Annotated in this window: 20 protein-coding genes and 1 tRNA gene; 5 read left to right on the plus strand and 16 right to left on the minus strand. The window is 71.7% G+C overall.

Going from position 1 to position 22,341, the window contains the following annotated elements; all coding sequences use genetic code 11:
* Nucleotides 1–219 precede the first annotated feature (219 nt).
* Nucleotides 220–293, minus strand: a tRNA-Pro gene (locus HW837_RS06150).
* 99 nt (nt 294–392) lie between these two features.
* Between HW837_RS06150 and HW837_RS06155 the strand changes: the two genes are divergently transcribed.
* Nucleotides 393–923: a DUF309 domain-containing protein gene (locus HW837_RS06155; protein WP_093788638.1), complete on the plus strand. Its 531-nt coding sequence runs from the start codon at nt 393–395 to the stop codon at nt 921–923.
* A gap of 45 nt (nt 924–968) precedes the next feature.
* Here the strand turns inward: HW837_RS06155 and HW837_RS06160 are convergent, their stop codons facing one another.
* Entirely contained in the window at nt 969–1,742 is a 774-nt protein-coding gene (locus tag HW837_RS06160) for a sulfite exporter TauE/SafE family protein (protein WP_045561649.1), read from the minus strand.
* A gap of 222 nt (nt 1,743–1,964) precedes the next feature.
* Here HW837_RS06160 and HW837_RS06165 point away from each other — a divergent pair, with 222 nt between their 5' ends.
* From HW837_RS06165 to HW837_RS06175, 3 genes are read left to right on the plus strand one after another with little or no spacing between them, the layout of a single operon-like run.
* Nucleotides 1,965–2,774, plus strand: coding sequence for an alpha/beta hydrolase (locus HW837_RS06165; protein WP_093788640.1), 810 nt, complete (start codon nt 1,965–1,967; stop codon nt 2,772–2,774).
* A gap of 41 nt (nt 2,775–2,815) precedes the next feature.
* Nucleotides 2,816–3,091 (plus strand): WhiB family transcriptional regulator, encoded by a 276-nt coding sequence (locus HW837_RS06170; RefSeq protein ID WP_045561651.1) that lies wholly within the window; start codon nt 2,816–2,818, stop codon nt 3,089–3,091.
* Nucleotides 3,092–3,105: 14 nt separating this feature from the next.
* Nucleotides 3,106–3,588, plus strand: coding sequence for a Dps family protein (locus tag HW837_RS06175; RefSeq protein ID WP_045561652.1), 483 nt, complete (start codon nt 3,106–3,108; stop codon nt 3,586–3,588).
* Nucleotides 3,589–3,735: 147 nt separating this feature from the next.
* On the opposite strand, the gene HW837_RS06180 is transcribed toward HW837_RS06175, so the two are convergent.
* From HW837_RS06180 to HW837_RS06230, 11 genes are all read right to left on the minus strand, one after another.
* Nucleotides 3,736–5,097: an amidohydrolase family protein gene (locus HW837_RS06180; RefSeq protein ID WP_093788642.1), complete on the minus strand. Its 1,362-nt coding sequence runs from the start codon at nt 5,095–5,097 to the stop codon at nt 3,736–3,738.
* 45 nt (nt 5,098–5,142) lie between these two features.
* Nucleotides 5,143–6,123 carry an alpha-ketoacid dehydrogenase subunit beta gene (locus HW837_RS06185; protein WP_045561654.1) on the minus strand — a complete coding sequence of 327 codons (981 nt, stop codon included), beginning with the start codon at nt 6,121–6,123 and terminating at the stop codon, nt 5,143–5,145.
* Nucleotides 6,111–7,079, minus strand: coding sequence for a thiamine pyrophosphate-dependent dehydrogenase E1 component subunit alpha (locus HW837_RS06190; RefSeq protein WP_193381461.1), 969 nt, complete (start codon nt 7,077–7,079; stop codon nt 6,111–6,113). The genes HW837_RS06185 and HW837_RS06190 overlap by 13 nt, the downstream gene beginning before the upstream one ends.
* Nucleotides 7,080–7,679: 600 nt before the next feature.
* Complete coding sequence (locus HW837_RS06195) at nt 7,680–9,065, minus strand: NtaA/DmoA family FMN-dependent monooxygenase (RefSeq protein ID WP_093788644.1); 1,386 nt, start codon at nt 9,063–9,065, stop codon at nt 7,680–7,682.
* 23 nt (nt 9,066–9,088) lie between these two features.
* Entirely contained in the window at nt 9,089–10,336 is a 1,248-nt protein-coding gene (locus HW837_RS06200; protein ID WP_313895612.1) for an LLM class flavin-dependent oxidoreductase, read from the minus strand.
* 23 nt (nt 10,337–10,359) lie between these two features.
* Nucleotides 10,360–11,103 carry a GNAT family N-acetyltransferase gene (locus tag HW837_RS06205; RefSeq protein WP_193381399.1) on the minus strand — a complete coding sequence of 248 codons (744 nt, stop codon included), beginning with the start codon at nt 11,101–11,103 and terminating at the stop codon, nt 10,360–10,362.
* Between the two features lie 58 nt (nt 11,104–11,161).
* Nucleotides 11,162–12,190, minus strand: a complete 1,029-nt coding sequence (locus HW837_RS06210) for an ABC transporter substrate-binding protein (protein WP_093788650.1) — start codon at nt 12,188–12,190, stop codon at nt 11,162–11,164.
* Nucleotides 12,191–12,312: 122 nt separating this feature from the next.
* Nucleotides 12,313–13,098 carry an amino acid ABC transporter ATP-binding protein gene (locus HW837_RS06215; RefSeq protein WP_045556869.1) on the minus strand — a complete coding sequence of 262 codons (786 nt, stop codon included), beginning with the start codon at nt 13,096–13,098 and terminating at the stop codon, nt 12,313–12,315.
* Nucleotides 13,095–14,081, minus strand: coding sequence for an amino acid ABC transporter permease (locus HW837_RS06220; RefSeq protein WP_193381398.1), 987 nt, complete (start codon nt 14,079–14,081; stop codon nt 13,095–13,097). Before HW837_RS06220 ends, HW837_RS06215 begins: the two co-directional genes overlap by 4 nt.
* A 477-nt stretch (nt 14,082–14,558) precedes the next feature.
* Nucleotides 14,559–15,473 (minus strand): glutathione S-transferase C-terminal domain-containing protein, encoded by a 915-nt coding sequence (locus tag HW837_RS06225; RefSeq protein ID WP_193381397.1) that lies wholly within the window; start codon nt 15,471–15,473, stop codon nt 14,559–14,561.
* 391 nt (nt 15,474–15,864) lie between these two features.
* On the minus strand, nt 15,865–17,730 hold the full coding sequence (locus HW837_RS06230; protein ID WP_045556866.1) for a glycoside hydrolase family 15 protein: 1,866 nt from the start codon (nt 17,728–17,730) through the stop codon (nt 15,865–15,867).
* A 322-nt stretch (nt 17,731–18,052) separates the two neighbouring features.
* Here HW837_RS06230 and HW837_RS06235 point away from each other — a divergent pair, with 322 nt between their 5' ends.
* On the plus strand, nt 18,053–18,364 hold the full coding sequence (locus HW837_RS06235; protein ID WP_045556932.1) for a hypothetical protein: 312 nt from the start codon (nt 18,053–18,055) through the stop codon (nt 18,362–18,364).
* 315 nt (nt 18,365–18,679) lie between these two features.
* On the opposite strand, the gene HW837_RS06240 is transcribed toward HW837_RS06235, so the two are convergent.
* The 3 genes from HW837_RS06240 to HW837_RS06250 all read right to left on the minus strand — a co-directional run bounded on the left by HW837_RS06240 (nt 18,680) and on the right by HW837_RS06250 (nt 22,320).
* Nucleotides 18,680–19,690, minus strand: coding sequence for an SMP-30/gluconolactonase/LRE family protein (locus HW837_RS06240; RefSeq protein WP_193381396.1), 1,011 nt, complete (start codon nt 19,688–19,690; stop codon nt 18,680–18,682).
* Between the two features lie 199 nt (nt 19,691–19,889).
* The gene (locus HW837_RS06245; protein WP_313895611.1) at nt 19,890–21,152 is read right to left on the minus strand and encodes an MFS transporter; all 1,263 of its coding nucleotides are present in this window, start codon (nt 21,150–21,152) and stop codon (nt 19,890–19,892) included.
* Between the two features lie 289 nt (nt 21,153–21,441).
* Nucleotides 21,442–22,320 (minus strand): helix-turn-helix transcriptional regulator, encoded by an 879-nt coding sequence (locus HW837_RS06250; RefSeq protein WP_093788658.1) that lies wholly within the window; start codon nt 22,318–22,320, stop codon nt 21,442–21,444.
* Between the last annotated feature and the right edge of the window lie 21 nt (nt 22,321–22,341).

Consider the following 22,341-nt stretch of genomic DNA (forward strand, 5'->3'; position numbering starts at 1 on the left):
CGGACGGACCGGACGTCATCCGCGTGTGACGTGACGTGCGGCCGACATCCTAGAGGGTCGATTCGCAAGGGTGTCCGTGGAGACGAGAGCGGGATTTTCAAGATCGTCGTGTGACGGACGGCCGGGTGGAGACGGTTGCCGCGGGGCGAACCCGAGAATGCTGAAGGGGCCGTTCCGGAGTTTGTCCGAAACAGCCCCTTGAGCTGCGACTCTTTCAAGTCGGGACGACAGGATTTGAACCTGCGACCCCTTGACCCCCAGTCAAGTGCGCTACCAAGCTGCGCCACGTCCCGATGCGCTGTCCGCGGGGAAACCGCGTGATCGCGCACTGAGAACTTTACCGTACGTCGGCCGCTGCCCGGCAGCCGGTGAGCTGGAGGGACAATCGAGGCATGAGCGGGACAGCGGAGGACGGGACGGCGCCGGAGCGGGACCGGGACGAGGAGGGGCGGGCGCGGAGCGCGCGGCCCCGGGACGGGCTGGGACGCCCGTTGCCGTACGGGGCGCCGGGGGTGGAGCGGCAGCCCGAGGGGGTGGTGCGCGACCCCGAGGAGACGGTCGTCGAGGCGCAGGCGCTGCTGGACTCGGGGAAGCCGTTCCATGCGCACGAGGTCTTCGAGGATGCCTGGAAGTCCGGGCCCGACGAGGAGCGCGCGCTGTGGCGCGGCCTCGCCCAGCTCGCGGTGGGGCTCACGCACGCGGCGCGCGGCAACGTCACGGGCGGGGCCAGGTTGTTGCGCCGGGGCGCCGGGGCCGTCGAGGAGTGGGGCGCCGGGAGCGGCCGACCGCGACCCTACGGCGTCGATCTGACCGGAGTGGGAGCGTGGGCCCGGCGCTTGGCCGACGTGGTGGAGCAGGGAGGGCAGGCGGTCGACGCGGGGGCGTGGGCGCCACGGTTGCGCGGCGACTCCCCGCGCCCCTGAGAGATCAGGCCCCTGCGGGCCTGGAAAGACCTGCGGGGCGGGGGCTCAGCGGAGCAGGAGTTGCAGACCGCCCACGATCGTCGCCGCGATCACCAGCCGCTCGAAGAGTTTCTGGTTGATGCGGTTCACCGCCCACTTGCCGAGGAACGCGCCCGGTACGACGAACAGGGCGAGCGCCGCGTCCAGCAGCAGCGAGTGCGCGTCGATGAGGCCGAGGCCCACGCTGAACGGGACCTTGGAGACGTTGACGATGAGGAAGAAGAACGCCGACGTGCCGAGGAAGCCGAGCTTCCGGAAGCCCGCCGAGAGCAGGTACATGGACATCACGGGGCCGCCGGCGTTGGCGACCATGGTGGTGAAGCCGCCGAGGACGCCGTACGAGCGGGCCTTCGCGCGGCCGGCGCGGGTGGTGATGGCGTCGGGTTCGTCGTCCTTGTCGACCGTGCGGCGCCGCCAGATCGTGACGGCCGTCATCAGCAGCAGGATCGCGCCGATGGAGGTGCGGACGATCCTGTCGTCGGCCCAGACCAGGAACAGCGTGCCGAGGACGACTCCCGCGCCGACCGCCGGGAAGAGCTTCCACAGGGTGGGCCAGTGGGCGTGCCTGCGGTAGGTGAGCACCGCGAGGACGTCGCCGACGATGAGGATCGGCAGGAGGACGCCGGTCGAGGCGCGGGCGGGCAGGACGGCGGCGAAGATCGCGAGGCTGACCGTGTTGGCACCGCTCACGGCGGTCTTGGAGAAGCCGACGAGCAGGGCCGCGAAGGCGAGGGCCGCGAACTCGGCCGTGGACAGGTGCCAGAGAGTCATCGTGTTCATGCGGGGTCCGATGCTATGCGCACCTATCGGCCCACGACAGGAGCGTCTCGCCAGTTGATCCCGCCGGCGCGCGCCGTTCCCAGGCGTTCCGGGCCCGGGCGTTCGGTGCCCGGACACGCGCCGCCGGCCGGTCGGCGCTTTGGCCCCGGACGGCCCATGGACCATCGTCCGACGGGCTGGCAAGATCCCCCGGGTACCTTCACCGACGTAGTTGGAGGAGTCATGGCCGACTCGCGCGAGCACAGCTTCGCCGGTACGCGGGGCGGTGTCACCGCGCGGGAATGGCCGTGCGAGGGAGCGCGGTACGTCGTGCTCCTGGTGCACGGTTACGGGGAGCACATCGGCCGGTACGAGCATGTGGCCGACGCCCTGGTGCGGCACGGCGCGGCGGTGTTCGGGCCCGATCACATGGGGCACGGCAGGTCGGCGGGCGAGCGGGTGCTGATCGAGGACTTCGAGGCAGTGGTCACCGACGTGCACTCCGTGGAGGTGCTGGCGCGGGCCGCGTACCCGGGGCTGCCGGTGGTGCTGATCGGTCACTCCCTGGGCGGTCTGATCGGCGCGCGGTACGCCCAGCGGTACGGTGCCGGGCTCGCGGCGGTCGTGCTGTCGGGGCCGCTGATCGGGATCTGGGAACCGCTGCGGGCGCTGCTCGCGCCGCCGGAGGTGCCCGAGGTGCCGCTCGACCCGAAGCTGCTCTCGCGGGACATGGCGGTCGGCGCCCTGTACGCGAACGATCCGCTGGTGTGGCACGGCCCGTTCAAGCGGCCGACGCTGGAGGCCATCGACCGCGCTCTGGAGGCGATCTCGAAGGGCGGGTCCATCGGCCCGCTCCCGCTGCTGTGGCTGCACGGCGACGACGACCGGATCGTGCCGCTGTCCGGCAGCCGTACGGGGATCGAGGATCTCCGGGGCACCGAGTGGACCGAGCGCGTCTACCCGGGCGCCCGGCACGAGGTGTTCAACGAGACGAACCGGAGCGAAGTGCTCGCGGACGTCAAGGAGTTCGTGGACTGCGTACTGGGTCGCTGAGCCCGCGTTTTCCGTCGTCCGCGCTGGGCACCCGGCCTCGCATGGAGTGGTTGCGGAGAGCGGCCTGCGTGGGAGAGGACCCCGAACTGTTCTTCCCCGTGGGCACCACAGGACCGGCGCTGAACGACGTCGCCGCCGCCAAACGTGTCTGCGGCCGCTGCCCGGTGCGCCGCGAGTGCCTCATGTGGGCGCTCGGCAACGGGCAGACGGCCGGCGTGTGGGGCGGTATGGGCGAGGAGGAACGCACCGACCTGCTCCGCAGAACCGGCAGCGCCGACGCCGCTCGGCACGAGGCGCTCGCCGGTACGAAGCGATGAGGAGTGACGCGTAGATGACGATGGTGAGGAGCACGCTTCCCGAACCCGCCCGCCGGATCGCGGGCGACGCGCTGCAGGAGAGCCTGGTGGATCTGCTGGGGCTCTCGCTGATCGGGAAGCAGGCCCACTGGAACATCGTGGGACCGAGGTTCCGTTCGATCCACCTCCAGCTCGACGAGGTGGTGTCCACGGCGCGGTCCTACGCCGACCAGGTCGCCGAGCGCGCGGCCGCGATCGGGGTTCCCCCGGACGGCCGGCCGGAGACCGTGGCGGCCCGGTTCGACCTCCAGGGGCCGAAGGAGGGCTGGCAGCGGGACACCGAGGTGGTGCGGCTGCTGGTGGAGACGCTGGAGGCCGCGATCGGGCGGCTGCGGGAGCGGATCGAGGCGACCGAGGAGGCCGACAAGGTCACCCAGGACCTGCTGATCTCGCTGACCTACGAGTTGGAGAAGCAGCGCTGGATGTTCGAGGCCGAGAACTGGCCGCGCGAGGACTGACGGCGGCACGGCCCGCGACGCCGACGGCGCCGGGGCCGGCCACACCGGCCACCCCCGTCAGCCTCGCCGATGACCGTGGAGAGCCGGGCCCCCGACCGCGTACGGCGGTCGGGGGCCCGGCTCTCCGGCGTGTCGCGCGGTGGTGCGTCAGGTGTCGCGCTTCCCGGCCGCCACGGCCGACAGCAGCCGGTCGCGGGACTCCTCGACCAGGCGGCGGGCCCGGTCGACGTCGGCGAGGAGCCTGCCGTCGCGCTTGTGGACCACGCCGTCGACGATGACCGTGTCCACGTTGGAGACGTCCGCGCCGAGCGTCACGGCGGCGGTCGCGTCGTGCACGGGCGCCATGTTGAGGGCGGTGGCGTCGAGGGCGACGACATCGGCGCGCTTGCCGGGGGTGAGCGAGCCGGTACGGTCCTCCAGGCCCGCCACGTGGGCGCCGTTGAGAGTGGCGATCTCCAGCATCTGACGCGCCGTCAACATGGTGGCGGGGACCGGCAGGTTGGCCTGCCAGCAATCGGCGTTGACCCGGGCGCGCTCGGCGCCGAAGGCGGCGCGGATCTGGGTGAACATGTCACCGGGGACGGTGGTGACGACATCGATGCTCAGGGACGGCCGCAGTCCGTGTTCGATCGCCTGCATCACCGGCGGCCAGCCGTGGCCCATCTGGGTCTCGACCTGGGCGGCGATGGAGACCGTGCCGCCGCTGTCGGCGACCATCCGCCACTCGTCCTCGCCGAGGTAGCAGCAGTGGACGTAGGTCGTGTCGGGGCCGAGCAGGTCCATCTGGTGCAGGCGCCTGACCATGCCGAAGCGTCCGGCCAGACGTCCCATGGCGACGTGGACGGTGATCGGGACGTCCAGCTCGCGGGCGAGTCCCCACTCCTGCCTGACCACGTCGTCGGTGCAGAAGCCGGGGCCCCGGGTGGCCAGGGCCATGGTGAGGAGGCCGCCGTCGGAGGCGAAGTGCTCGGCACGGATCCGGCGTACGTCGTCGCCGGGCACCGCGATCTTGCTGTCGAACCAGTAGTCGGCGAGGGAGGTGTTGGCGCTGCCGTAGGCGTACTGGGCCCGGATGCCGGTCTCCCGCAGTGCCTGGAGCGCGGCGTCCGGGTGCTCGGGCGTGTTGTTGATGTGGGACCAGTCGACGAGGGTGGTGATGCCCGCGTTGAGGCACTCCAGGGTGCCGGCCAGGTTGCCCGCGTACACGTCCTCGGGCGTGTAGACGGGAGCGAAGGTGTCGAGGACGTCGACGAAGTAGTCGTCGAGGGTGGCGTCGGGGGCGCAGCCGCGGATCGGCGCCTCCCAGGTGTGGCGGTGGGTGTCGACGAAGCCGGGGATGAGGATACGGCCGGTCATGTCGAGCACCTCGGCGTCCACGTCCGCGTCGATCTCCGGCTCGACCGCCGTGATCGTGCCGTCCTCGATGAGGATGTCGCCCCGGGGCAGGTCACCGAGGGCCGGATCCATGGTGACGAGATGGCCCGAGCGCAGGAGCATCCGTGTGGTCATCGCCGTTCCTCCCAGAGGTGGTTCCGTTTGAAAGCTGACGGAGTGTCAGTATGCGGTGAGGTCACGGACCGTCCCCATGACCCGGCCGACGGTGGGGACGACCCGCTGCTCCAGGGTGTCGGCGCACGGCAGCGGCACGCACTCCCCCGCCACCCGCCGTACGGGCGCGTCGAGCAGGCCGAAGCCCTCGTCGGCGACGATCGAGACGAGTGTGCCGCCCCAGCCGCCCTGGTACGGGTTCTCCTCGACGGTCACCAGGCGCGAGGTGCGCGCCAGCGAGCCGAGGACGGTGGCCGCGTCGAGGGGGACCAGGGTGCGCAGGTCGACGACCTCGGCGTCGACGCCCTCCTCCGCCAGCAGCCGGGCGGCTTCGAGCGCGACGGGGACCATGGCGGCGAGCGCGACGACGGTGATGTCCCGGCCCGGCCGGACGACGCGGGCGCGCCCCAGTTCGACGAGATGGTCCGGCGGCGCCGGCGGGCCTTGCGTGGCGTGGAGGGCCTTGTGCTCGAAGAAGACCACCGGGTCGTCGCTGCGGACGGCGGCCGCCAGCATGCCGACGACGTCGGCGGGTGTCGACGGTGCGGCGATCTTCAGGCCGGGGACGGTCAGCGCCCAGTTCTCGGTGGCTTGGGAGTGCTGGGCGCCGAGGCCGAGGCCGCCGCCGTTGGCGGTGCGCACCACGAGCGGCACGGTGACCTGACCGCCCGTCACATAGCGTGCCTTGGGGATCTCGTTGGCGAGGTAGTCCCAGCAACAGGCCAGGAAGTCGGAGAACATGATCTCGACGACCGGGCGGGTCCCGGTCATCGCGGCACCCATCGCCGCGCCCAGGACGGCCTGTTCGGAGATCGGCGTGTCCCACACCCGTTGCGGCCCGAACTCCTTGAGCAGTCCGGCGGTCGTCCTGAACACTCCCTGGGCCTCGGCGATGTCCCGACCGAGGCAGACCACGGTCGGATCGCGCCGCATCTCCCGGGCCAGCCCCTCCGCGACCGCCTCGCGATAGGTGATCATGTCCGCCATGCGGCACCTCCGTCGGCCCATACGTCGGTGAGCGCCTCGGCGGGGTCGGGCCCGGGTGCCCGCTCGGCCGCCTCGACGGCCCGGGCGACCGTCCGCTCGACGCGCGCGTCGACGTCGAGGGTGGACTCGCCGAGGGCGGCGAGCCGGGCCCGGGCCAGGTCGAGCGGGTCGTGCCTCAGCCAGTGGGCGACCTCGTCGGCCGGGCGGTACGTGCCGGGGTCGGCCCTGCTGTGCCCGTAGTGCCGGTACGTCCGCGCCTCCAGCAGTCCGGGCCCCTCCCCCGCCCGGGCCCGGTCCGCGAGTCTGGCCACCGCCCGCCGCACCAGCACCACGTCGTTGCCGTCGACGACCTCGCCGTCGAGGCCGTACGCCGGTGCCCGGTCGGCGGCGGGCCGGGGCACAGCGGTGACGTCGGCGGTGGGCGTGTACTCCATGTACAGGTTGTTCTCGCAGACGAACAGCACCGGCAGTCTCCACACGGCCGCCAGGTTGAGCGCCTCGTGGAAGGCACCGACGTTGGTGGCGCCGTCGCCGAAGAAGGCCACCGCGATCCGGTCGGTGCCGCGCAGCCGGGCGGACCAGGCGGCGCCGACGGCCATGGGGAGGTGGGCGCCGACGACGGCGTACGAGCCGAGCATGCCGACCGAGGCCTTGGTGAGGTGCGTCGATCCGCCCTTGCCCCGGCACAACCCGGTGGCCCTGCCCATGAGTTCGGCGAGGCACTCCTCGGGGGTCGCGCCCCGGGCGAGGGCGTGGTGGTGGCCCCGGTAGGTGGCGAAGACGTAGTCGTCGGGGCGCAGGGCGGCGCTCGCGCCGACGGCCACGGCCTCGTGCCCGGCGGCGAGGTGGGTGGCGCCCTTGACCGGCCCGGCGAGGGACAGGGCGTGGGCGGCCTGCTCGGTGCGGCGGATGAGGGCCATCCGCTCGTACAGCGCGAGGAGTCGGCCGGCGTCCACCTCGTCGAGGTCGCCGTCGAGGTGCGCCGGGGTGCCCGTCGTGATCCTCGGGTCGTCGGGATCATCCAGATCGTCGGGGTCCTCCGCGTCGTCCGGATCATCCGGGTCGTCGAGGTTCTCCAGACCGTCGGCCATCATGTGCTCCCGTCCGGACGGGTGTCGAGGTGCGCCTGGGCCTCGCGTCGGGCGAAGAGGTGCGGATCGCCACGGCGACCACTCCCATCACTGCGGAGTGAACGACCGCGCGGGGCGGGTGTCAAGCGCCCCTGGACGCGAACCGGACACCGGCGGCCGGCTCGCGGCCGTCGTCCCGGTGACGGTGCGCCGCCCGCGCCCACCCGCGCCGCCCCTGCCGTACGGCTGCCCGGAGCCGACGAGAGGGAGGGGATGCAGGGGCGGGCGGGCGTCGGGCAGCGGTGGGCCCTAGGGCGTGTTGCGAAAGTCCCGTCGTTCGCCCGAAGGGCGGGCCTCGCGGCGTCAGGTGCGTGCTCTCGGCGTGCCGGGCGGAAGCCCTCGTACTGGATGTACTTGGGCTTTCGCCCGGCGCGGCGAGAGTGCGTGCATGGCGTCGCGAGGCAGGCGGGACTTTCGCAACACGCCCTAGGGCAGTGGGTGCGGTTGCCGGTCCAGGCCCAGGTGGTCGCGGAGGGTGGTGCCCTCGTAGTCCGTGCGGAAGACGCCCTGCTCCTGGAGGAGGGGGACGACCTTGTCGGCGAAGGGGTCGAGGCCGGTCGGGGTGATGTGGGGGACGAGGATGAAGCCGTCGGCGGCGTCGGACTGGACGTAGTCGTTGATGGTCCGCGCGACGGTCTCCGGCGAACCGACGAAGCTCTGGCGGTTGCCGGTCTCGATGACGAGGTCACGGATGGACCAGCCGTTGGCGGCGGCCAGCTCCCGCCACTCCCGGGCGGTCGCCAACGGGTCCCGGTACATGCGCACCTGGGCGCGGCCCTTGGAGATGTGCGTGTCGCCGGTGTCCGGATCGATGTCGGGGAGCGGGCCGTCGGGGTCGTAGGAGGACAGGTCCCGGTTCCAGACGAACTCCAGATGCTTGATGGCGGTGGCGCCGCTGACCTGGAGACGCCGTACCTCCCTGGCGAGTTCGGCGGCCTCGGCGTCGGTGTCGCCCAGCACGAAGGTGGCCGCGGGCAGGATCAGCAGTTGGTCGGGGCGGCGGCCGTGGCGGGCGAGGCGGTTCTTGACGTCGGTGTAGAAGGCCCGCCCGGCGTCCAGGCTCGCGTACCGGCTGAAGATGGCGTCGGCGCTCGACGCGGCGAACTCGCGGCCCTCCTCGGAGTCTCCCGCCTGGAAGATCACGGGCCTGCCCTGCGGTGAGCGCGGGACGTTGAACCGGCCCTCGATGTCGAAGTGCCGGCCGGAGTGGACGAACGCGCCGGCCTTCGCGTCCCGCAGGAAGACGCCCGACTCCTGGTCGGCGACGATCTCGTCCCCGTCCCAGGAGTCGAAGAGTTCGGTCGCCGTGGCCAGGAACTCCTTGGCCCGGGAGTACCGCTCCTCCTGCGGCAGGAATCCGCCCCGGCGGAAGTTCTCACCGGTGAAGGCGTCCCAGGAGGTGACGACGTTCCACGCGGCGCGCCCGTCGGAGAGGTGGTCGAGGCTCGCGAACTGGCGGGCCACCTCGTACGGCTCGTTGAAGGTGGAGTTGATGGTGCCGGTCAGCCCGAGGTGTTCGGTGACGGCGGCGAGCGCGGCGAGGACGGTGAAGGTGTCGGGGCGGCCGACGACGTCCAGGTCATAGATCTTTCCGCCCTGTTCGCGCAGCCGCAGGCCCTCCGCGAGGAACAGGAAGTCGAACTTGGCGCGTTCGGCGGTGCGGGCGAAGTGCGCGAAGGAGCTGAAATCGATGTGGCTGCCGGCCTCGGGGTCGCTCCACACGGTGGTGTTGTTGACGCCGGGGAAGTGGGCGGCCAGGTGGATCTGCTTCAGCGGCTTCGTGGAGTCCGTGGACTTCAGGGGCTTGCTCATGGGGTGGGTGTCTCCCGTCCGGCTCAGGCCGTCGTGGCGGCGTAGCGATTGGCGGGGCGGGCCAGGCCCAGCAGGCCCCGCAGGGTGTCGGCCTCGTAGCCGCGTCGGAAGGCGGCCCGGCGCTGGAGTTCGGGGACCAGACCTCGGGTGATCGCGGGGAGGTCGTGGCCGAGGACGGCGGGGCGCAGCCGGAAGCCGGACAGCCCGGCGCTCGCCAACTCCTGCAGACGGTCGGCCAGTTGGATCGGTGTGCCGGTGAAGATCGGTGCGTCGCTGCGGTACTTCTCGCCGGCGAGGGCGTCGAGGCGCTCCCGGCGGGCCGCCGCCTCGGCCGGGTCGTCGTCGAGGAAGACCACCAGGTCGCCGAAGATGTGCAGTCGCTCCTCGGCGCGCCCGGCGGAGCTCTGTTCCGCGCGGATCTCGGCGACGATCGTGCGGGCCTGGCCGGTGTCGTGCGCGGTGACGTAGCCGACGTCGGCCTGGCGGGCCACCAGTCGGTAGGGGACGGTGTCGTGGGCGAGCGCGGTCACGACGGGCTGGCCCTGCGGCGGGCGGGGGGTGATGGAGGGGCCCTTGACGCTGAAGTGGCGGCCCTCGAAGTCGATGTAGTGCAGCTTGTCGGTGTCGATGAACCGGCCGGTGGCCACGTCCCGGATCTCGGCGTCGTCCTCCCAGCTGTCCCAGAGGCGGCGCACGACCTCGACGTGGTCGGCGGCCTCGTCGAACAGTTCGTTCACCGTCTCCCGGGCGTCCGGGCTGTCGTAGGCCTCGATGCGCGGAAGGGTCCGGCGGCCGAAGTGGGCCGCCTCGTTCGGCCGGGCGGTGATCTGCACCCGGAGACCGGCGCGGCCGGAGCTGACGTGGTCGAGGGTGGCGATCGCCTTGGAGATGTGGAAGGGCTCGGTGTGGGTGGCCACGACGGTCGGCACGATGCCTATGTGCCGGGTGAGCGGGGCGATCCGGGCCGCGATCAGGACGGCGTCCAGGCGGCCGCGGACCTGGTCGGTGCGTTCGTCGGGGTCGAGGAAGTGCGAGGACTGGGGGCCGAGACCGTCCTCCAGGGTCACGAAGTCGAGCAGTCCGCGCTCGGCCTCGGCGACGAGGTCGGCCCAGTACCCGGCGGTGAACACCGCACGGGGCCGGGCCGTCGGCTCGCGCCAGGAGGCGGGGTGCCATCCGGTGCCGTCGAGGGCGACCGCGAGGTGCAGTTCGGAGGAGGGCGCGGTGGAGGAGAAGGACGGGGAGGAGGGGGTGGGGGTTGCTGGGGACACGGGTGGGTGCCTTCCTAGGAAGTTCATACGGTCCTCGCGGGAGGTGTTCCGGGGCTCCGGACCGTGCGGATGGTGGAGCTGCGGCGCAGGGTGAAGCCGATGGACTCGTAGAGCCGGATCGCCGGGAGGTTGTCCGCGGAGGCGTGCAGGAAAGGGGTGTCGCCGCGTGCGCGGATGCCGGCGGCGACGGCGCGGACCAGCCGCGTGGCGAGGCCCCGGCCGCGGTACTCCGGGTCGGTGCAGACGGCGCTGATCTCGGTCCAGCCGGGCGGGTGGAGCCTTTCACCGGCCATGGCGACCAGCCGGCCGCCGTCCCGGACACCGAGATAGGTGCCCATGTCGACGGTCCGTTTCAGGAAGGGGCCGGGTCCGGTGCGGGCGACCAGGTCCAGGATCTCGGGGACGTCGTCGAGTCCGAGCCGTACGGCCTCGGGCGCGGGTTCGGCCCGCAGGGCGGTGTCCACCAGCTGGACACCCTGTCCACCGCCGAGCACCTCCCAGCCGTCCGGGACCGCGCCGACCGGTTTTACCCGGACGACGGCCCCCGGGCCGACGAGTGTGTGCAGGTCGGCCCAGGCCGCGGGGTCCTCCGGATCGGCGAGGGCGGCGAAGGCGTAGACGTCGGCCGGGTAGCGGGCGGCGGCGCCGACCCGTTCGGCGAAGGAGGCGTGCGGGCCATCGAGGGAGGTCCAGACGGCGTTGTCGAGGACCGATGTGTCCCCTGCGAGCGGGGCTCCGCCCCCGTGGAGGTCGGTCTGATGGGCCACGGGGGCGGAGTCCTCTCCTCGGTCAACGGGCTCGTCCTGTAAGCGGGGTGACGGACGGTCAGGAGTTGGTGAGCGGCAGGCCGGGCGGGTTGACCTCGGACTTCTCCACGGACTCGTTGGAGAGGTTCCAGGCCTTCAGCCACTCGGCGTACTGGCCGTTGTCGATCAGGTGGTTGATGGCCTCGGCGATCGGCTCGGCGAGACCGCTGTCCTTCTTCGCGGTCGCGGCGATCAGGCCCTGGAGGGTCTCACCGGCCCCGGAGAACTGGCCCGCGATGCGGGTCGCCTGGGGAGTGCCGGCGGTCTTGGCCGCGTGGTAGGCGAGGTTGGGGCTGGGGCCGAAGTAGGCGTCGATCTTGCCGCTGCTCAGCGCCAGGTAGATGCTGTTGCTCTCCTGGAAGTACTTGACGGTGAGGGGCTTCTTGCCCTCCTTCGCCAGCTTCGCCTTCCACTCCAGGAGGATCTTCTCCTGGTTGGTGCCGTTGCCGACGGAGACCGTCTTGCCGGCGAGGTTCTCGTGGTTCCCGTCGAAGTTCCAGGCGTTGTCCTTCTTCGTCTCGAAGGCCAGGTCGTCCTTGCGGTAGGAGGCGAACTCGTACTTCTGCTTGCGCTCCTCGGTGTCGGTGATGTTGGAGAAGCCGACGTCGACCTTGCCGCTGTCGATCCCGATGAAGAGGTTCTCCCAGGTCGACTGGCGTATCTCTGGTTCGAGACCGAGCACGGCGGCCACGAGCCGGGCGAGGTCGGGCTCGGAGCCGGTCACGGTCTTCTGGTCACTGCCGATGAAGCCGAGCGGCGGACTGCCCGAGGGCAGCGTGCCCGAGCCGATCACCAGCGTGCCTCTCTTCTTGATCGCGGCGGGCAGCTCGGCGCTGATGGATTTCACCTCGGAGACCTTGATCTGGGTCTCCTTGGCAGCGCCGTTGGCCAGTTGTCCCACGGTGACCGTGCCGGCGGCGTCGGTCCTCGTGGCGGCCTCGGTGTCGCCCCCGCAGGCGGTGAGCCCGGTGGCGAGGGTGGCGGCGGCGGTCGCCGCGGTGATGCCGCGCAGCAGGCTGCGCCGGGAGAACCGGGTGTGCGTGGGCATGGCTGTCTGTCCTTGTCGTTCGAGTGGATGGTGCGGGCGGTGTGGGGGGAAGTGCGGAGGGGGAGGCGCGGAGGAGGGAGGCACGGTGGGGTGAGGGTCGCGCGGGGTCGGAGGACCCCGCGTCAGAGGACCCTGCTGAGGAAGTCCTTGGTCCGCTCGTGCCGCGGCCTGTCCAGGATCTCGGCCGGCGGGCCCTGTTCGACGATCCGGCCGCCGTCGATGAAGACGACCCGGTCGGCGATCTCCCGGGCGAAGCCGATCTCGTGGGTGACGATCACCAGCGTGGTGCCGCTCCTCGCCAGGTCCTTGATGACTTCCAGGACCTCGCCGACGAGTTCGGGGTCGAGGGCGGAGGTCGGCTCGTCGAAGAGGATGACGCCGGGGCGCAGGGCGAGGGCGCGGGCGATGGCCACGCGCTGCTGCTGTCCGCCCGACAACTGCCGTGGATAGGCGTCCGCCTTGTCGGCCAGGCCTACCCGGTCCAGGAGTTCACGGGCGAGCGCGTCGGCCCCGGTCCTGCCGAGTTTCCCGGTGGCCACCGGCGCCGCCGCCACGTTCTCCAGCACGGTCAGATGCGGGAAGAGGTTGAAGTTCTGGAAGACGAAGCCGATCCGGGAGCGCTGGGTGAGGATCGTCCGCTCGTTCAGTTCCTTCAGCCGGTCGCCGTGCCTGCGAACGCCGATCAGCTCGCCGTTGACGCTGACATGGCCGATCTCGGGCTTCTCCAGATGGTTGATGACCCTGAGCAGTGTGGACTTGCCGGAGCCGGACGGGCCGAGGATCACGGTGACCTCGCCGGGCCGTACGGTCAGGTCGACACCGTTCAGCACGCGGTGCGTGCCGTACCACTTGTGCACGTCGTGCACCTCGACGGTGGCGGCCTCCTGAGCTGGCGTCACGGTGGTCATACGGCGGCCTCCTTGCGGATGCGGGTCAGCAGGTCGGCGATCCCGCCCCGCAGTCGCTGGAGCGGCGTCGGCGGCAGGGTGCGGGTGGCGCCCCGGGCGTAGTACCGCTCGACGTAGAACTGGACGACGGAGACGACGCTGGTGAGGATCAGGTACCAGACGGTGGAGACCAGCAGCAGCGGCACGATGTCGCCGGGGTAGGTGGAGCCCATGGCCTGGGCGGTGCCGAAGAGGTCGAGCAGGGAGACGTAGAAGACCAGCGAGGTGCTCTTGATCAGGCCGATCAGCTGGTTGACGTAGTTCGGGGTGATCGAGCGCAGCGCCTGCGGGAAGACGATCCTGCGGAACTGGTAGCGCTTGGGCAGCCCGAGCGCGGAGGCCGCCTCGTGCTGGCCCTGGTCGACGGAGAGGATGCCGCCGCGGACGACCTCGGCGGCGTAGGCGGCCTCGTTGAGGCTGAGACCGATCACGGCGACGGCCATGTCGGTGGCGATGCGCGACTCGTCGAAGGTGAAGAACGCCGGGCCGAAGGGGACGCCCAGGCTGAGCGTCTGGTAGAGGGCGCTGAAGTTGTAGAGGAACAGCAGGACCACGATCAGCGGGATCGAGCGCAGGGCCCAGATGTACACCCAGCTCACCGAGCGCAGGACGGGGCTGTCCGAGAGCCGGGCCAGGGCGAGGAGGATGCCGCCGATGAGGCCCAACACCGCGCTGTAGGCGGTGACTTCGAGGGTGATGAGCAGTCCGTCGAGGATGGTCGGCCGCAGGAACCAGTAGGCGAAGCGGTCCCACTGGTAGAAGGGGTTGGAGATCAGTCCGTGGACGAACTGGGCCGCGAGGACCAGCACGATCGCGGTGGCGATCCAGCGGCCGGGGCGGCGCAGCGGCAGCACCCGCTGGGCGGTGAGCCGCTGCGACGGGGTGTCGTCGGCGGGCGGCGGTGCCTCGGTCAGGGACACGGCGGCGCCTGGGGGTTCACTCATCAAGGGCTCCGGAGGAGTGTCGAGACCCCAGGCGACGCAGGCGACTTCGGCCGTACGGCGAGCGGGGCGACGCTCGCCGTGGGGAGCACGGCGGGCGACACTCGTCGGACGGGGGCCGGCGGCGACATCTCGTCGCCCGCGGGCACCGAAGACACACGGATGCGCACGGCACCGGGGCTGGCGGGAAGAGGCGGACCGCTGGTGCGGTGCCTCAGGGGTTCGGAGAACCGTCAGCCTCGACGGGAGCGCGGCACCGGGCGAGGGCCCGGCCGCGCGCTAACGTGCGCTACACAGTGCGCTGTTGACCCGGAGCAGATCGACGGCGCGGTCGGCGCAGAGCGGCACGCGGCCGTGGCGGCGCCATGCGGCGTGCCTCGGGGTCGCGTCCATGTCCGTCACCATCGTCTTCCGGCCCTGCGGGCCTCGTGCTCATCGGGTGGGCGTAAGTAACTCAGGCTCGGCAGGCCCCTGTCAACGTCAGTCCAGCACATGGGACGCCTGTCCGTCTGTCGATACGCCCTGGTCCGGGACGTGGGAGGCCCAGTCCAGGATCTGCACGGCCGCACCGGCGGCCTCCAGGCCCCGGCAGTGGGCGTGGTGACGGCGGGCGATGCCGTCGAGGTCGAGGTGGAGGCCGAAGGCGGGATGGGCGGTCAGGCGGCGGGCGTACGCCCACAGGTGCGGGTGATCGGCGACACGGTGCACGGCGGAGGCGTCCAGGTGCCAGCGGTGCACGGTGTCGAGCCGCACCAGGGAGACCCACAACTCGACGTCCGCGACGGTGAGTCGATCGCCGAGGACGTACTCCTGCCCGGCGAGCCGGGCGTCCAGGGAGCGCAGGGTGCGCAGCAGGGAGGCGAGTGCGTCGCGGCGTTCCCGGTCGTCGGCGTCGGCCCGTCCGGCGCGCTGGGCCGCGCCGTCCATGCCCTGTTCGCAGAGGCGCGCGACCCCCTCGATCTCGACCTCGGCGCCCTCCGGGTACAGCGTGTGCCGATCGGCGCCGAAGCGGCGGGCGAGGTCGCGCATGATGTCGGGGGCGTGGGTGCTGACGATGCGGCCGGACCAGTCGTCGCTGAGCACCGGCGCCACGGCCGCCCCGGGGTAGCGGTGGGCGCTCGCCTCGTACAGCGGGCGCAGCGCGGAGTGTTCGCCGTTCGGGCCGTCGGGCACGGCGGGCAGGAGCGTCACGGGACAGACGTCCGACAGCCCGAGGAGGCTGTGGACGACGGCGATGCGCAGGGCGCCCGGACAGGAGAGCGACAGATGGAGCCGGTAGCGGCGGGGCACGGCGTAGTGGCCGCTGCGCGCGTCGCAGCCGATCCGGCCACGGAAGGAGGGCAGCGGCCGTGGCGACGGAACGGCGTTCAGGGCGTGGACGGGCATGGCGGACATGTGTCTCCCCGGGGTTCTGACGCGCGGTGACGCGGTGGCGTGGTGGCGCGAGATGCGACGGTGCGCGGGTGCGCGGGAACGGTGGTGACGCGGGTACACGGGCGCGCGGGCGCCGCGGCGCGCCACGCCGACGGCTCGGCCCGGCCGGGGATCGGCTCGGGCCGGCTCGGCCCGGCTCGACTCGGCCCGGCTCGGCTCGGAGCCGGTCAGCCGGCGGGGCTTCCGGCGCTGCAGACGCGCAGCAGATCGATGTGGCGGCGGGAGGTCAGCAGAAGGGACTGTCGGCGCGTGCGCGGCACACGAGTGACCACCGGCTCCGTACACCCCATCATTCCCTACCTGTTCACTAGGAAATACCCCACCTGGAGTGTCGAGCCGCCCACGTCCCGCGTCAAGAGGCCGTCCAGGAATCGGACACGTCGTCCGAGGGGTGGACGTCCTGGGGCTTCCTCGGGTCCTCACGGCGGGCGTGCGGGGCGTGCAGGTCGAGCTCGTAGGCGACCCGGATCAGCGGCACATGGGTGAACGCCTGCGGAAAGTTGCCCAGTTGGCGACGGGCGCGGGGGTCGTACTCCTCGGCGAGCAGGCCGACGTCGTTGCGCAGTTCCAGCAGCCGTTCGTACAGCGCGCGGGCCTCGTCCTCGCGGCCGATCACCAGCAGGGCGTCCGCGAGCCAGAAGGAGCAGGCGAGGAAGGCCCCCTCGCCGCCGGTGAGGCCGTCCGGAGAGTCGGCGGCGCCCGCCGAGTAGCGGGCCACCAGTCCGTCGGAGAGGAGTTCGCGCTGCACGGCCTCGACGGTGCCGATCACCCGTGGGTCGTCCGGCGGCAGGAAACCGGTCTGCGGGATCTGCAACAGCGCGGCGTCCAGCTCCCGGGAGCCGTACGACTGGGTGAAGGTGTTGCGTTCCGGGTCGTAGGCCCGCTCGCAGATCTCGCGGTGGATACGGTCACGGATCTCGCGCCAGCGCTGAACCGGGCCGGGACGGGAGTGCGCCTCCGCCAGCCGCACCGCCCGGTCGAAGGCGACCCAGCACATCACCTTGGAGTGCGTGTAGTGGCGGGGGGCGCCGCGCATCTCCCAGAGCCCCTGGTCGGGCTCGGACCAGGCACGCTCCAGGTGGTCCAGGAACACCGCCTGGAGGGAGACCAGATGCCTGCGGGGGCGCAGTCCGCAGCCGATCGCCAGATGGATGGTGTCCATCACCTCACCGGGCACGTCGAGCTGCCGCTGCGAGGCGGCCGCGTTGCCGATCCGCACCGGACGCGACCCCTCGTAGCCCGGCAGCCAGTCGGCCTCCCACTCGGTGAGCCGCCGCTCCCCCGCGATGCCGTACATGATCTGCACGTCCTCGGGCCGCCCCGCCACCGCCCGCTCCAGCCAGCCCCGCCAGGCGTCCGCCTCGGCCTTGAACCCGCTGCGCAGCAGGGCCTCCAGCGTCATGCCGGCGTCCCGCAGCCAGCAGAACCGGTAGTCCCAGTTCCGGACGCCGCCGATCTCCTCCGGCAAGGAGGTGGTCGGGGCGGCGACGATGCCGCCGGTCGGCTGGTACGTCAGCGCCTTGAGCGTGATCAGGGAGCGGGCGACGGCGTCGCGGTAGGGCCCGTCGTAGGTGAGTCGGCGCAGCCAGCGGCGCCAGTACGACTCGGTGCTGCGCAGTGCCTCGAAGGCGTCCACCTGGCGCGGTGCGGCCAGGTGGGAGGGGTGCCAGGTCAGCACGAAGGGGATCTGTTCGCCCGCCCGGACCGGGAACACGGCGGTGTGGGCCGTGCCGTGGGCGACCGGCCGCACGGGGGTGCGCAGCCATACCGACTCGGGCCCGGCGGTTCCCGTCAGCGCGCCGCCGCGCCGCCGCATCCAGGGCAGGACACGGCCGTAGTCGAAGCGGAGCCGCAGGTCCATCCGCATGTCGACGGTGCCGGAGAGGCCTTCGACGATACGGACGACGCTGGGGGCGCCGGTCTTGCGGCACGGCATGAAGTCGGTGACCAGGACCTGGCCCGTGGTCGTCTCCCACTCCGTCTCCAGGATCGCCGTGTCGTCGCGGTAGCGGCGGCGGGCGTACGGGCCGTTCTCGTCGGCGGGGGCGATGCGCCAGCGGCCGTTGTCCTCGTCGCCGAGCAGGGCGGCGAAACAGGCGGGCGAGTCGAAGCGGGGGAGGCAGAGCCAGTCGATGCTGCCGTCCCGGCCCACGAGGGCGGCGGTGAGGAGGTCGCCGATGAGGGCGTAGTCCTCGATGCGGCTGGGCTGTCCTGGCATGGGGTCAGTTTCGGGGGGCCGGGGGTGCGGGGCATGCGGGGCGGGGCGTTCGAGTTGCCGCCGGGGCGGGGCCGTGTGCGGGAGGACTGACCAGGGGCCACCCCGGTACTCGGTCGGGAGGGTGAGGTGCCCGGGGGCGGACGGCGGGGGCGCGACCTGGGTTCTTCACCCTCCGGACGGTCGTGGGCCATGTCCTGGCCAGGGCCGATCCCGCGCACGGTCCGAAGCTGCTGACGACCCCGCTCCGAGTACCGCGCACCACGTACCGAGTTCCGACGGCTCGACCACGACACCGGTGAACGTCCACGGAAAGGACCGGCTCTTGAACGCCTCCACGAAAGCCTCGGACATCTCCCCGACCGAGCGGATCCGCACCCTCGCGGACATCCTCTCCGGAAGGATCACGGCGACGGAGGGCGCGCGCCGCCACGCTGTTCCGGTGCGGGTCGTCCACGAGTGGCTGCGGGAGATCCCGGTGGCCGCGCCGCCGGACGCGGCGGACCGGTCCGGCGCACCGGACCGAGTCGGCCGGCCTGACGGGGAGGACACGGCACCGGTACGGAGCGCGGGGCGGCGGCCGTTGCCCCGCTGCCGGGTGGTCGTCGACGAGATGGTGCAGGGGCTCGGGCTCTGAACGCCGAGGACGTGCGGCGTCACGCTCCCCCGCCATGAGACCGCGGGGCGCCCGATCCCTGAACGTCAGCCCCTGAACGTCGGCCCGGCTCGCTGCCGGCCGCGCGAATGACCGGGGGCCACTCTGCCGTCGGCGGTGCCCCAAACCCGCCGCCGCGCCCAGGAAGCCGATGGTCACCCCCGATCCCCCCGTTCCCTGTCCCGTTCCCTGAGGGACGCCGCTGAAAATGAGAGTTGACAAGGCATCTGATTGACGGAGATCTCGCCAGGGCCCGCCTCCGGTTCCTGGAATCGGGGCCGCCCGATGGCCGACGGTTCAATGGCGCGTCGGGACCGGGTGGGCGAGCAGCTGGGCGAGGTTGATGGTTCCACGCTGGAGCTTCGGGTCGTGGGGTGCGGTGAGGCCGGCGTTGGTGACATACAGCCGGTTTCCGCTCACCGCTGTGGAGGTGGGCGAGGCGAGTCCGTTCGAGACGGTCAGCACGGTCTTGGTGGTGCCGTTCGGGTAGACGACAGTGATCTTGTCCGCCGGGTCGTTCTGTGCGGCGAGTACGACGTCGGAGTGCTCGTTGAGGAAGCTGAAGTCGTCGGCGTTGGCGAGCGCGCGGGTCACGGTGTGGATGCGGCCGGGGGTGCCGTCGGCGGTGACCGGGATCCTCAACAGCGTGGCCTTGTTGAAGTTGGTGACCCAGACGGCGCCCTTGTGGAAGCGGACACCGTTCACGCCCAGCTTGAGGGCGGCGTCTGCGTCGGAGTCGAGAGCCGGGTCCGTCAGCCATGCGGTCGCCCGGCCGCCGGAGGCGGGCACGGCCCAGATGGTCTTGTTGAGGCTGTCGGCGGCATACAGGGTCCGTCCGGCCGCGTCCAGGGCCAGGCCGTTGGGGAGCCCGTCGGTGGGCAGCGAGGCCAGCCGCCGGGGGCTGCCGCCCACAGGCAGCTTCCACACGCCGGAGCGGGAGGCGTTCTCCGACTGCACGTTGTAGTAGACGGTGCCGTCGCTGCCGCGCGTGTTGCCGGTGATGCGGTCGCCGGCAACACCGGTAGCTAGGGTTGTGCGGTGGCCGGACGGCGTGAGCTTCACGAGCGTGGGCGCCTGGTTCGCCACGAGTCCCAGCATGGAGAGCGTCACGGTGTTGTCCGGGTTGGCCGTGATGTTCTCGGGCGCGTCACCGGAGGCGTAGTCGAACGCGGACACCGTGTTCACGTGGGTGACGACCGGCTGCTGTGTCGGTGCGTGCCAGGTGGCAGCGGATACAGAGGGGGATGCGGTGAGGGCTCCCGCCGCTACAGCGACAGTTGCGGCATAGACGGCGAACTGCTTCCTCATGGAGATTTCTCCTGGTGCGTTTGTGGGTACTGCCTGGTGGATGGCTCGGCCACAGCTCTCAGGCACTTGTGATCGATGTCAGTCGGTTCGAATGACCGAACCGCCCGGGCGGAGGTCAGGATCGGGGGCGCGATGGGTCGGGATACCCCGATCAGCGCATGCGGAAGGAACCGTGCCGCGCCGTATGGGTCAGCACCGCTCAGTCCTGCGCCGACGCGGCCGTGCGCTGCGAGGCGGCCAGCAGGCCGAGGGGCAGCAGTGCCGCCAGGGCGAAGACCAGGCCGGCCAGCGACGGGCCCTTCAGATCGAGGCTGGAGGTGAGGGCCATGCCGCCGAACCAGGAGCCCGCGGCGATCCCGACCTGGAACGCGGAGTTGGCGAAGGCCATGGGCAGGGACCGGCCGGCTCCACCGACGCGGACGACCTGGCCCACCACGATCGGGTTGGTGGAGAACCCGGCTCCGCCGAGCAGCACCACCAGGACCACGGCCACGACGCTGTTGGTCGCCCACAGCGTGATCGCGCCCAGCAGAACGGCCATCAGGACGGTGGCCGGGATCAGCGTGGCGTAGGGGCGGCGATCACCGAGACGCCCACCGACCGTGGTGCCGGCCAGCGCACCGACGCCGTAGGCGAGCAGGACCAGCGGGACGACGGCCCCGGCAAGGTGGGCCCGCTCGGTCAGCAGCGGGGCGATGTAGCTGAAGACGGCCAGCAAACCGCCCTGCACCAGAGCAATGGCCAGGTAGACGAGCCACAGGCGCGGTCGCTTCAGCGCACCGATCTCGTCGCGCAGGGAGCTGTCACCGGCACCGGTGTCGGCGGGGAGCTTGCGGGCGATCACTACGGCGGCGGCCAGGGAGAGCACGGAGAGCACCCAGAAAGGGCCCTGCCAGCCGGACAGTTGCCCGGCGGCCGTGCCCAGCGGGACGCCGACGATGTTGGCGACGGTCACGCCGCCGACCATCACGCCCATGGCGCGGGTGCCGGCGGCCGGCCCGGCCGCGGCGGTCGCCACCGCCGCACCCACGGCCCAGAACGTGCCGGTGCCGAGTGCCGCGGCGAACCGGCCGACGAGCGCAAGGGCCATCGTGGAGCTGAGCGCACCGATGACATGGCCTGCGGCGAAGACGATCAGTGCGGCGATCATGGCCGTGCGGCGCGGCAGGCGCAGGGTCGCAAGGGACATCGCGGGCGCACCGACCATCATGCCGATGGCGAAGAAGGTGATCAGCAGGCCGGCGCTGGAGACGCTCACGTTCATGGCACCGGAGATCTCCGGCAGCAGACCGGCGACGATCAGCTCGCTCGTGCCCATGATGAATGCCACGGCGCCCAGCAGCCACACCACCGGCGGCAGCTTGGTCTTCTCGGCGGCAGGGGCCGTGCCGGGGCGCCGCTCAGGCGAGCCGGTTGCCGCGGCATCCGGCTCGGCGGCTGAAGGGGAGGCGGTGGGATTCACCGAAGGTCCTTTCGAACGGGCGGCGCGGGGCACGGCTGCTGGGAGGCAATCCGCTGCCGGGGATGGGGAACGCGCCAGGGGGACGTGTGAGCGGAGTTGTTCGAACTCCACCGCGATCCACGAAACCAGCAGCCGCCGGCGGCAAACAGTCACTCTCCTGAGGGGTAATGGCAGGGACCCCCACGCACTCAGGTGCCGAGAGCGCCGGACCCGATCGGGAAGACAGAAGCCCGCCGCCGCACGAGGACGTGTGGCGGCGGGCGGGAGCGGGTGAGACCCGAACCCAGGCTCAGCGCTCGCTGTCGGCCTGCGCGGAGGCCGGGTCCTGGTGCTGGGTGGCTACCCAGCTGGCCAGGAGCTTCAGGGCGTCCGCGGCCGGTGTGCCGGGATCGGCGCTGTAGACGGTGATGGACAGTCCGTCGTCGCCGGGCAGGTCCAGCATCTCGTGGATCAGCTCCATCTCGCCCACCGCGTGATGCCAGAACCGCTTCGTTCCGTCGGCGAAGACGTGCACGTCGCGCGCGCCCCACATGGTGCGGAAGGCGTCACTGCGGGTGGACAGCTCACCGATCAGGTTGGACAGCTCACGGTCGTAGGGGTTCTTGGCGACCTCGACTCGCAAAGCACCCACCCCCTGGCGGGCCACACGTTCCCAGTCGGGGTAGAACCGGGTGGCCCGCGGGTCGAGGAAGGCGAACCGGCAGGTGTTGACGGGTTCCGTCTCGAACACCTCCCAGTGCAGGGCGCGGGCGAGCGGATTGGCCGCCAGGATGTCCATGCGGTTGTTGCGCAGGTACGCCGGCTGATCGTGCAGACCCTCGAGGATGCGCAGCACACTCGGACGCACGACGACTGTCTTCGAGCAGCGCCGGACGCGGGCCGGGCCGGAGTTGGCCGCGCGCGCCAACGCGTACAGGTGATCGCGCTCGACGTCGTTGAGCCGCAGGGCCTGAGCCAGTGAGTCCAGGACGCTGTCGGAGGCCCCGCCGAGATTGCCGCGCTCCAGGCGGGTGTAGTACTCGACGCTCACCCCGGCGAGCATCGCGACCTCGTTGCGGCGCAGACCAGGTACCCGCCGCTGCCCGTACACCGGCAGACCCGCCTGTTCAGGCGTGATCTTGCCACGGCGGGACTTGAGGAATGCGCTGACTTCGGCCCGATTGTCCATGCCTCCAGCGTAGGAAGACCA

Source organism: Streptomyces caniscabiei, from assembly GCF_014930365.1.
In the GTDB taxonomy this organism is placed as follows: Bacteria; Actinomycetota; Actinomycetes; order Streptomycetales; family Streptomycetaceae; genus Streptomyces; species Streptomyces caniscabiei.

Coding starts and splice junctions, on each gene's coding strand:
- HW837_RS06155 (WP_093788638.1), top strand. CDS start 393: ATGAGCGGGACAGCGGAGGACGGGACGGCGCCGGAGCGGGACCGGGAC.
- HW837_RS06160 (WP_045561649.1), bottom strand. CDS start 1,742: ATGAACACGATGACTCTCTGGCACCTGTCCACGGCCGAGTTCGCGGCC.
- HW837_RS06165 (WP_093788640.1), top strand. CDS start 1,965: ATGGCCGACTCGCGCGAGCACAGCTTCGCCGGTACGCGGGGCGGTGTC.
- HW837_RS06170 (WP_045561651.1), top strand. CDS start 2,816: ATGGAGTGGTTGCGGAGAGCGGCCTGCGTGGGAGAGGACCCCGAACTG.
- HW837_RS06175 (WP_045561652.1), top strand. CDS start 3,106: ATGACGATGGTGAGGAGCACGCTTCCCGAACCCGCCCGCCGGATCGCG.
- HW837_RS06180 (WP_093788642.1), bottom strand. CDS start 5,097: ATGACCACACGGATGCTCCTGCGCTCGGGCCATCTCGTCACCATGGAT.
- HW837_RS06185 (WP_045561654.1), bottom strand. CDS start 6,123: ATGGCGGACATGATCACCTATCGCGAGGCGGTCGCGGAGGGGCTGGCC.
- HW837_RS06195 (WP_093788644.1), bottom strand. CDS start 9,065: ATGAGCAAGCCCCTGAAGTCCACGGACTCCACGAAGCCGCTGAAGCAG.
- HW837_RS06210 (WP_093788650.1), bottom strand. CDS start 12,190: ATGCCCACGCACACCCGGTTCTCCCGGCGCAGCCTGCTGCGCGGCATC.
- HW837_RS06215 (WP_045556869.1), bottom strand. CDS start 13,098: ATGACCACCGTGACGCCAGCTCAGGAGGCCGCCACCGTCGAGGTGCAC.
- HW837_RS06220 (WP_193381398.1), bottom strand. CDS start 14,081: ATGAGTGAACCCCCAGGCGCCGCCGTGTCCCTGACCGAGGCACCGCCG.
- HW837_RS06225 (WP_193381397.1), bottom strand. CDS start 15,473: ATGTCCGCCATGCCCGTCCACGCCCTGAACGCCGTTCCGTCGCCACGG.
- HW837_RS06230 (WP_045556866.1), bottom strand. CDS start 17,730: ATGCCAGGACAGCCCAGCCGCATCGAGGACTACGCCCTCATCGGCGAC.
- HW837_RS06240 (WP_193381396.1), bottom strand. CDS start 19,690: ATGAGGAAGCAGTTCGCCGTCTATGCCGCAACTGTCGCTGTAGCGGCG.
- HW837_RS06250 (WP_093788658.1), bottom strand. CDS start 22,320: ATGGACAATCGGGCCGAAGTCAGCGCATTCCTCAAGTCCCGCCGTGGC.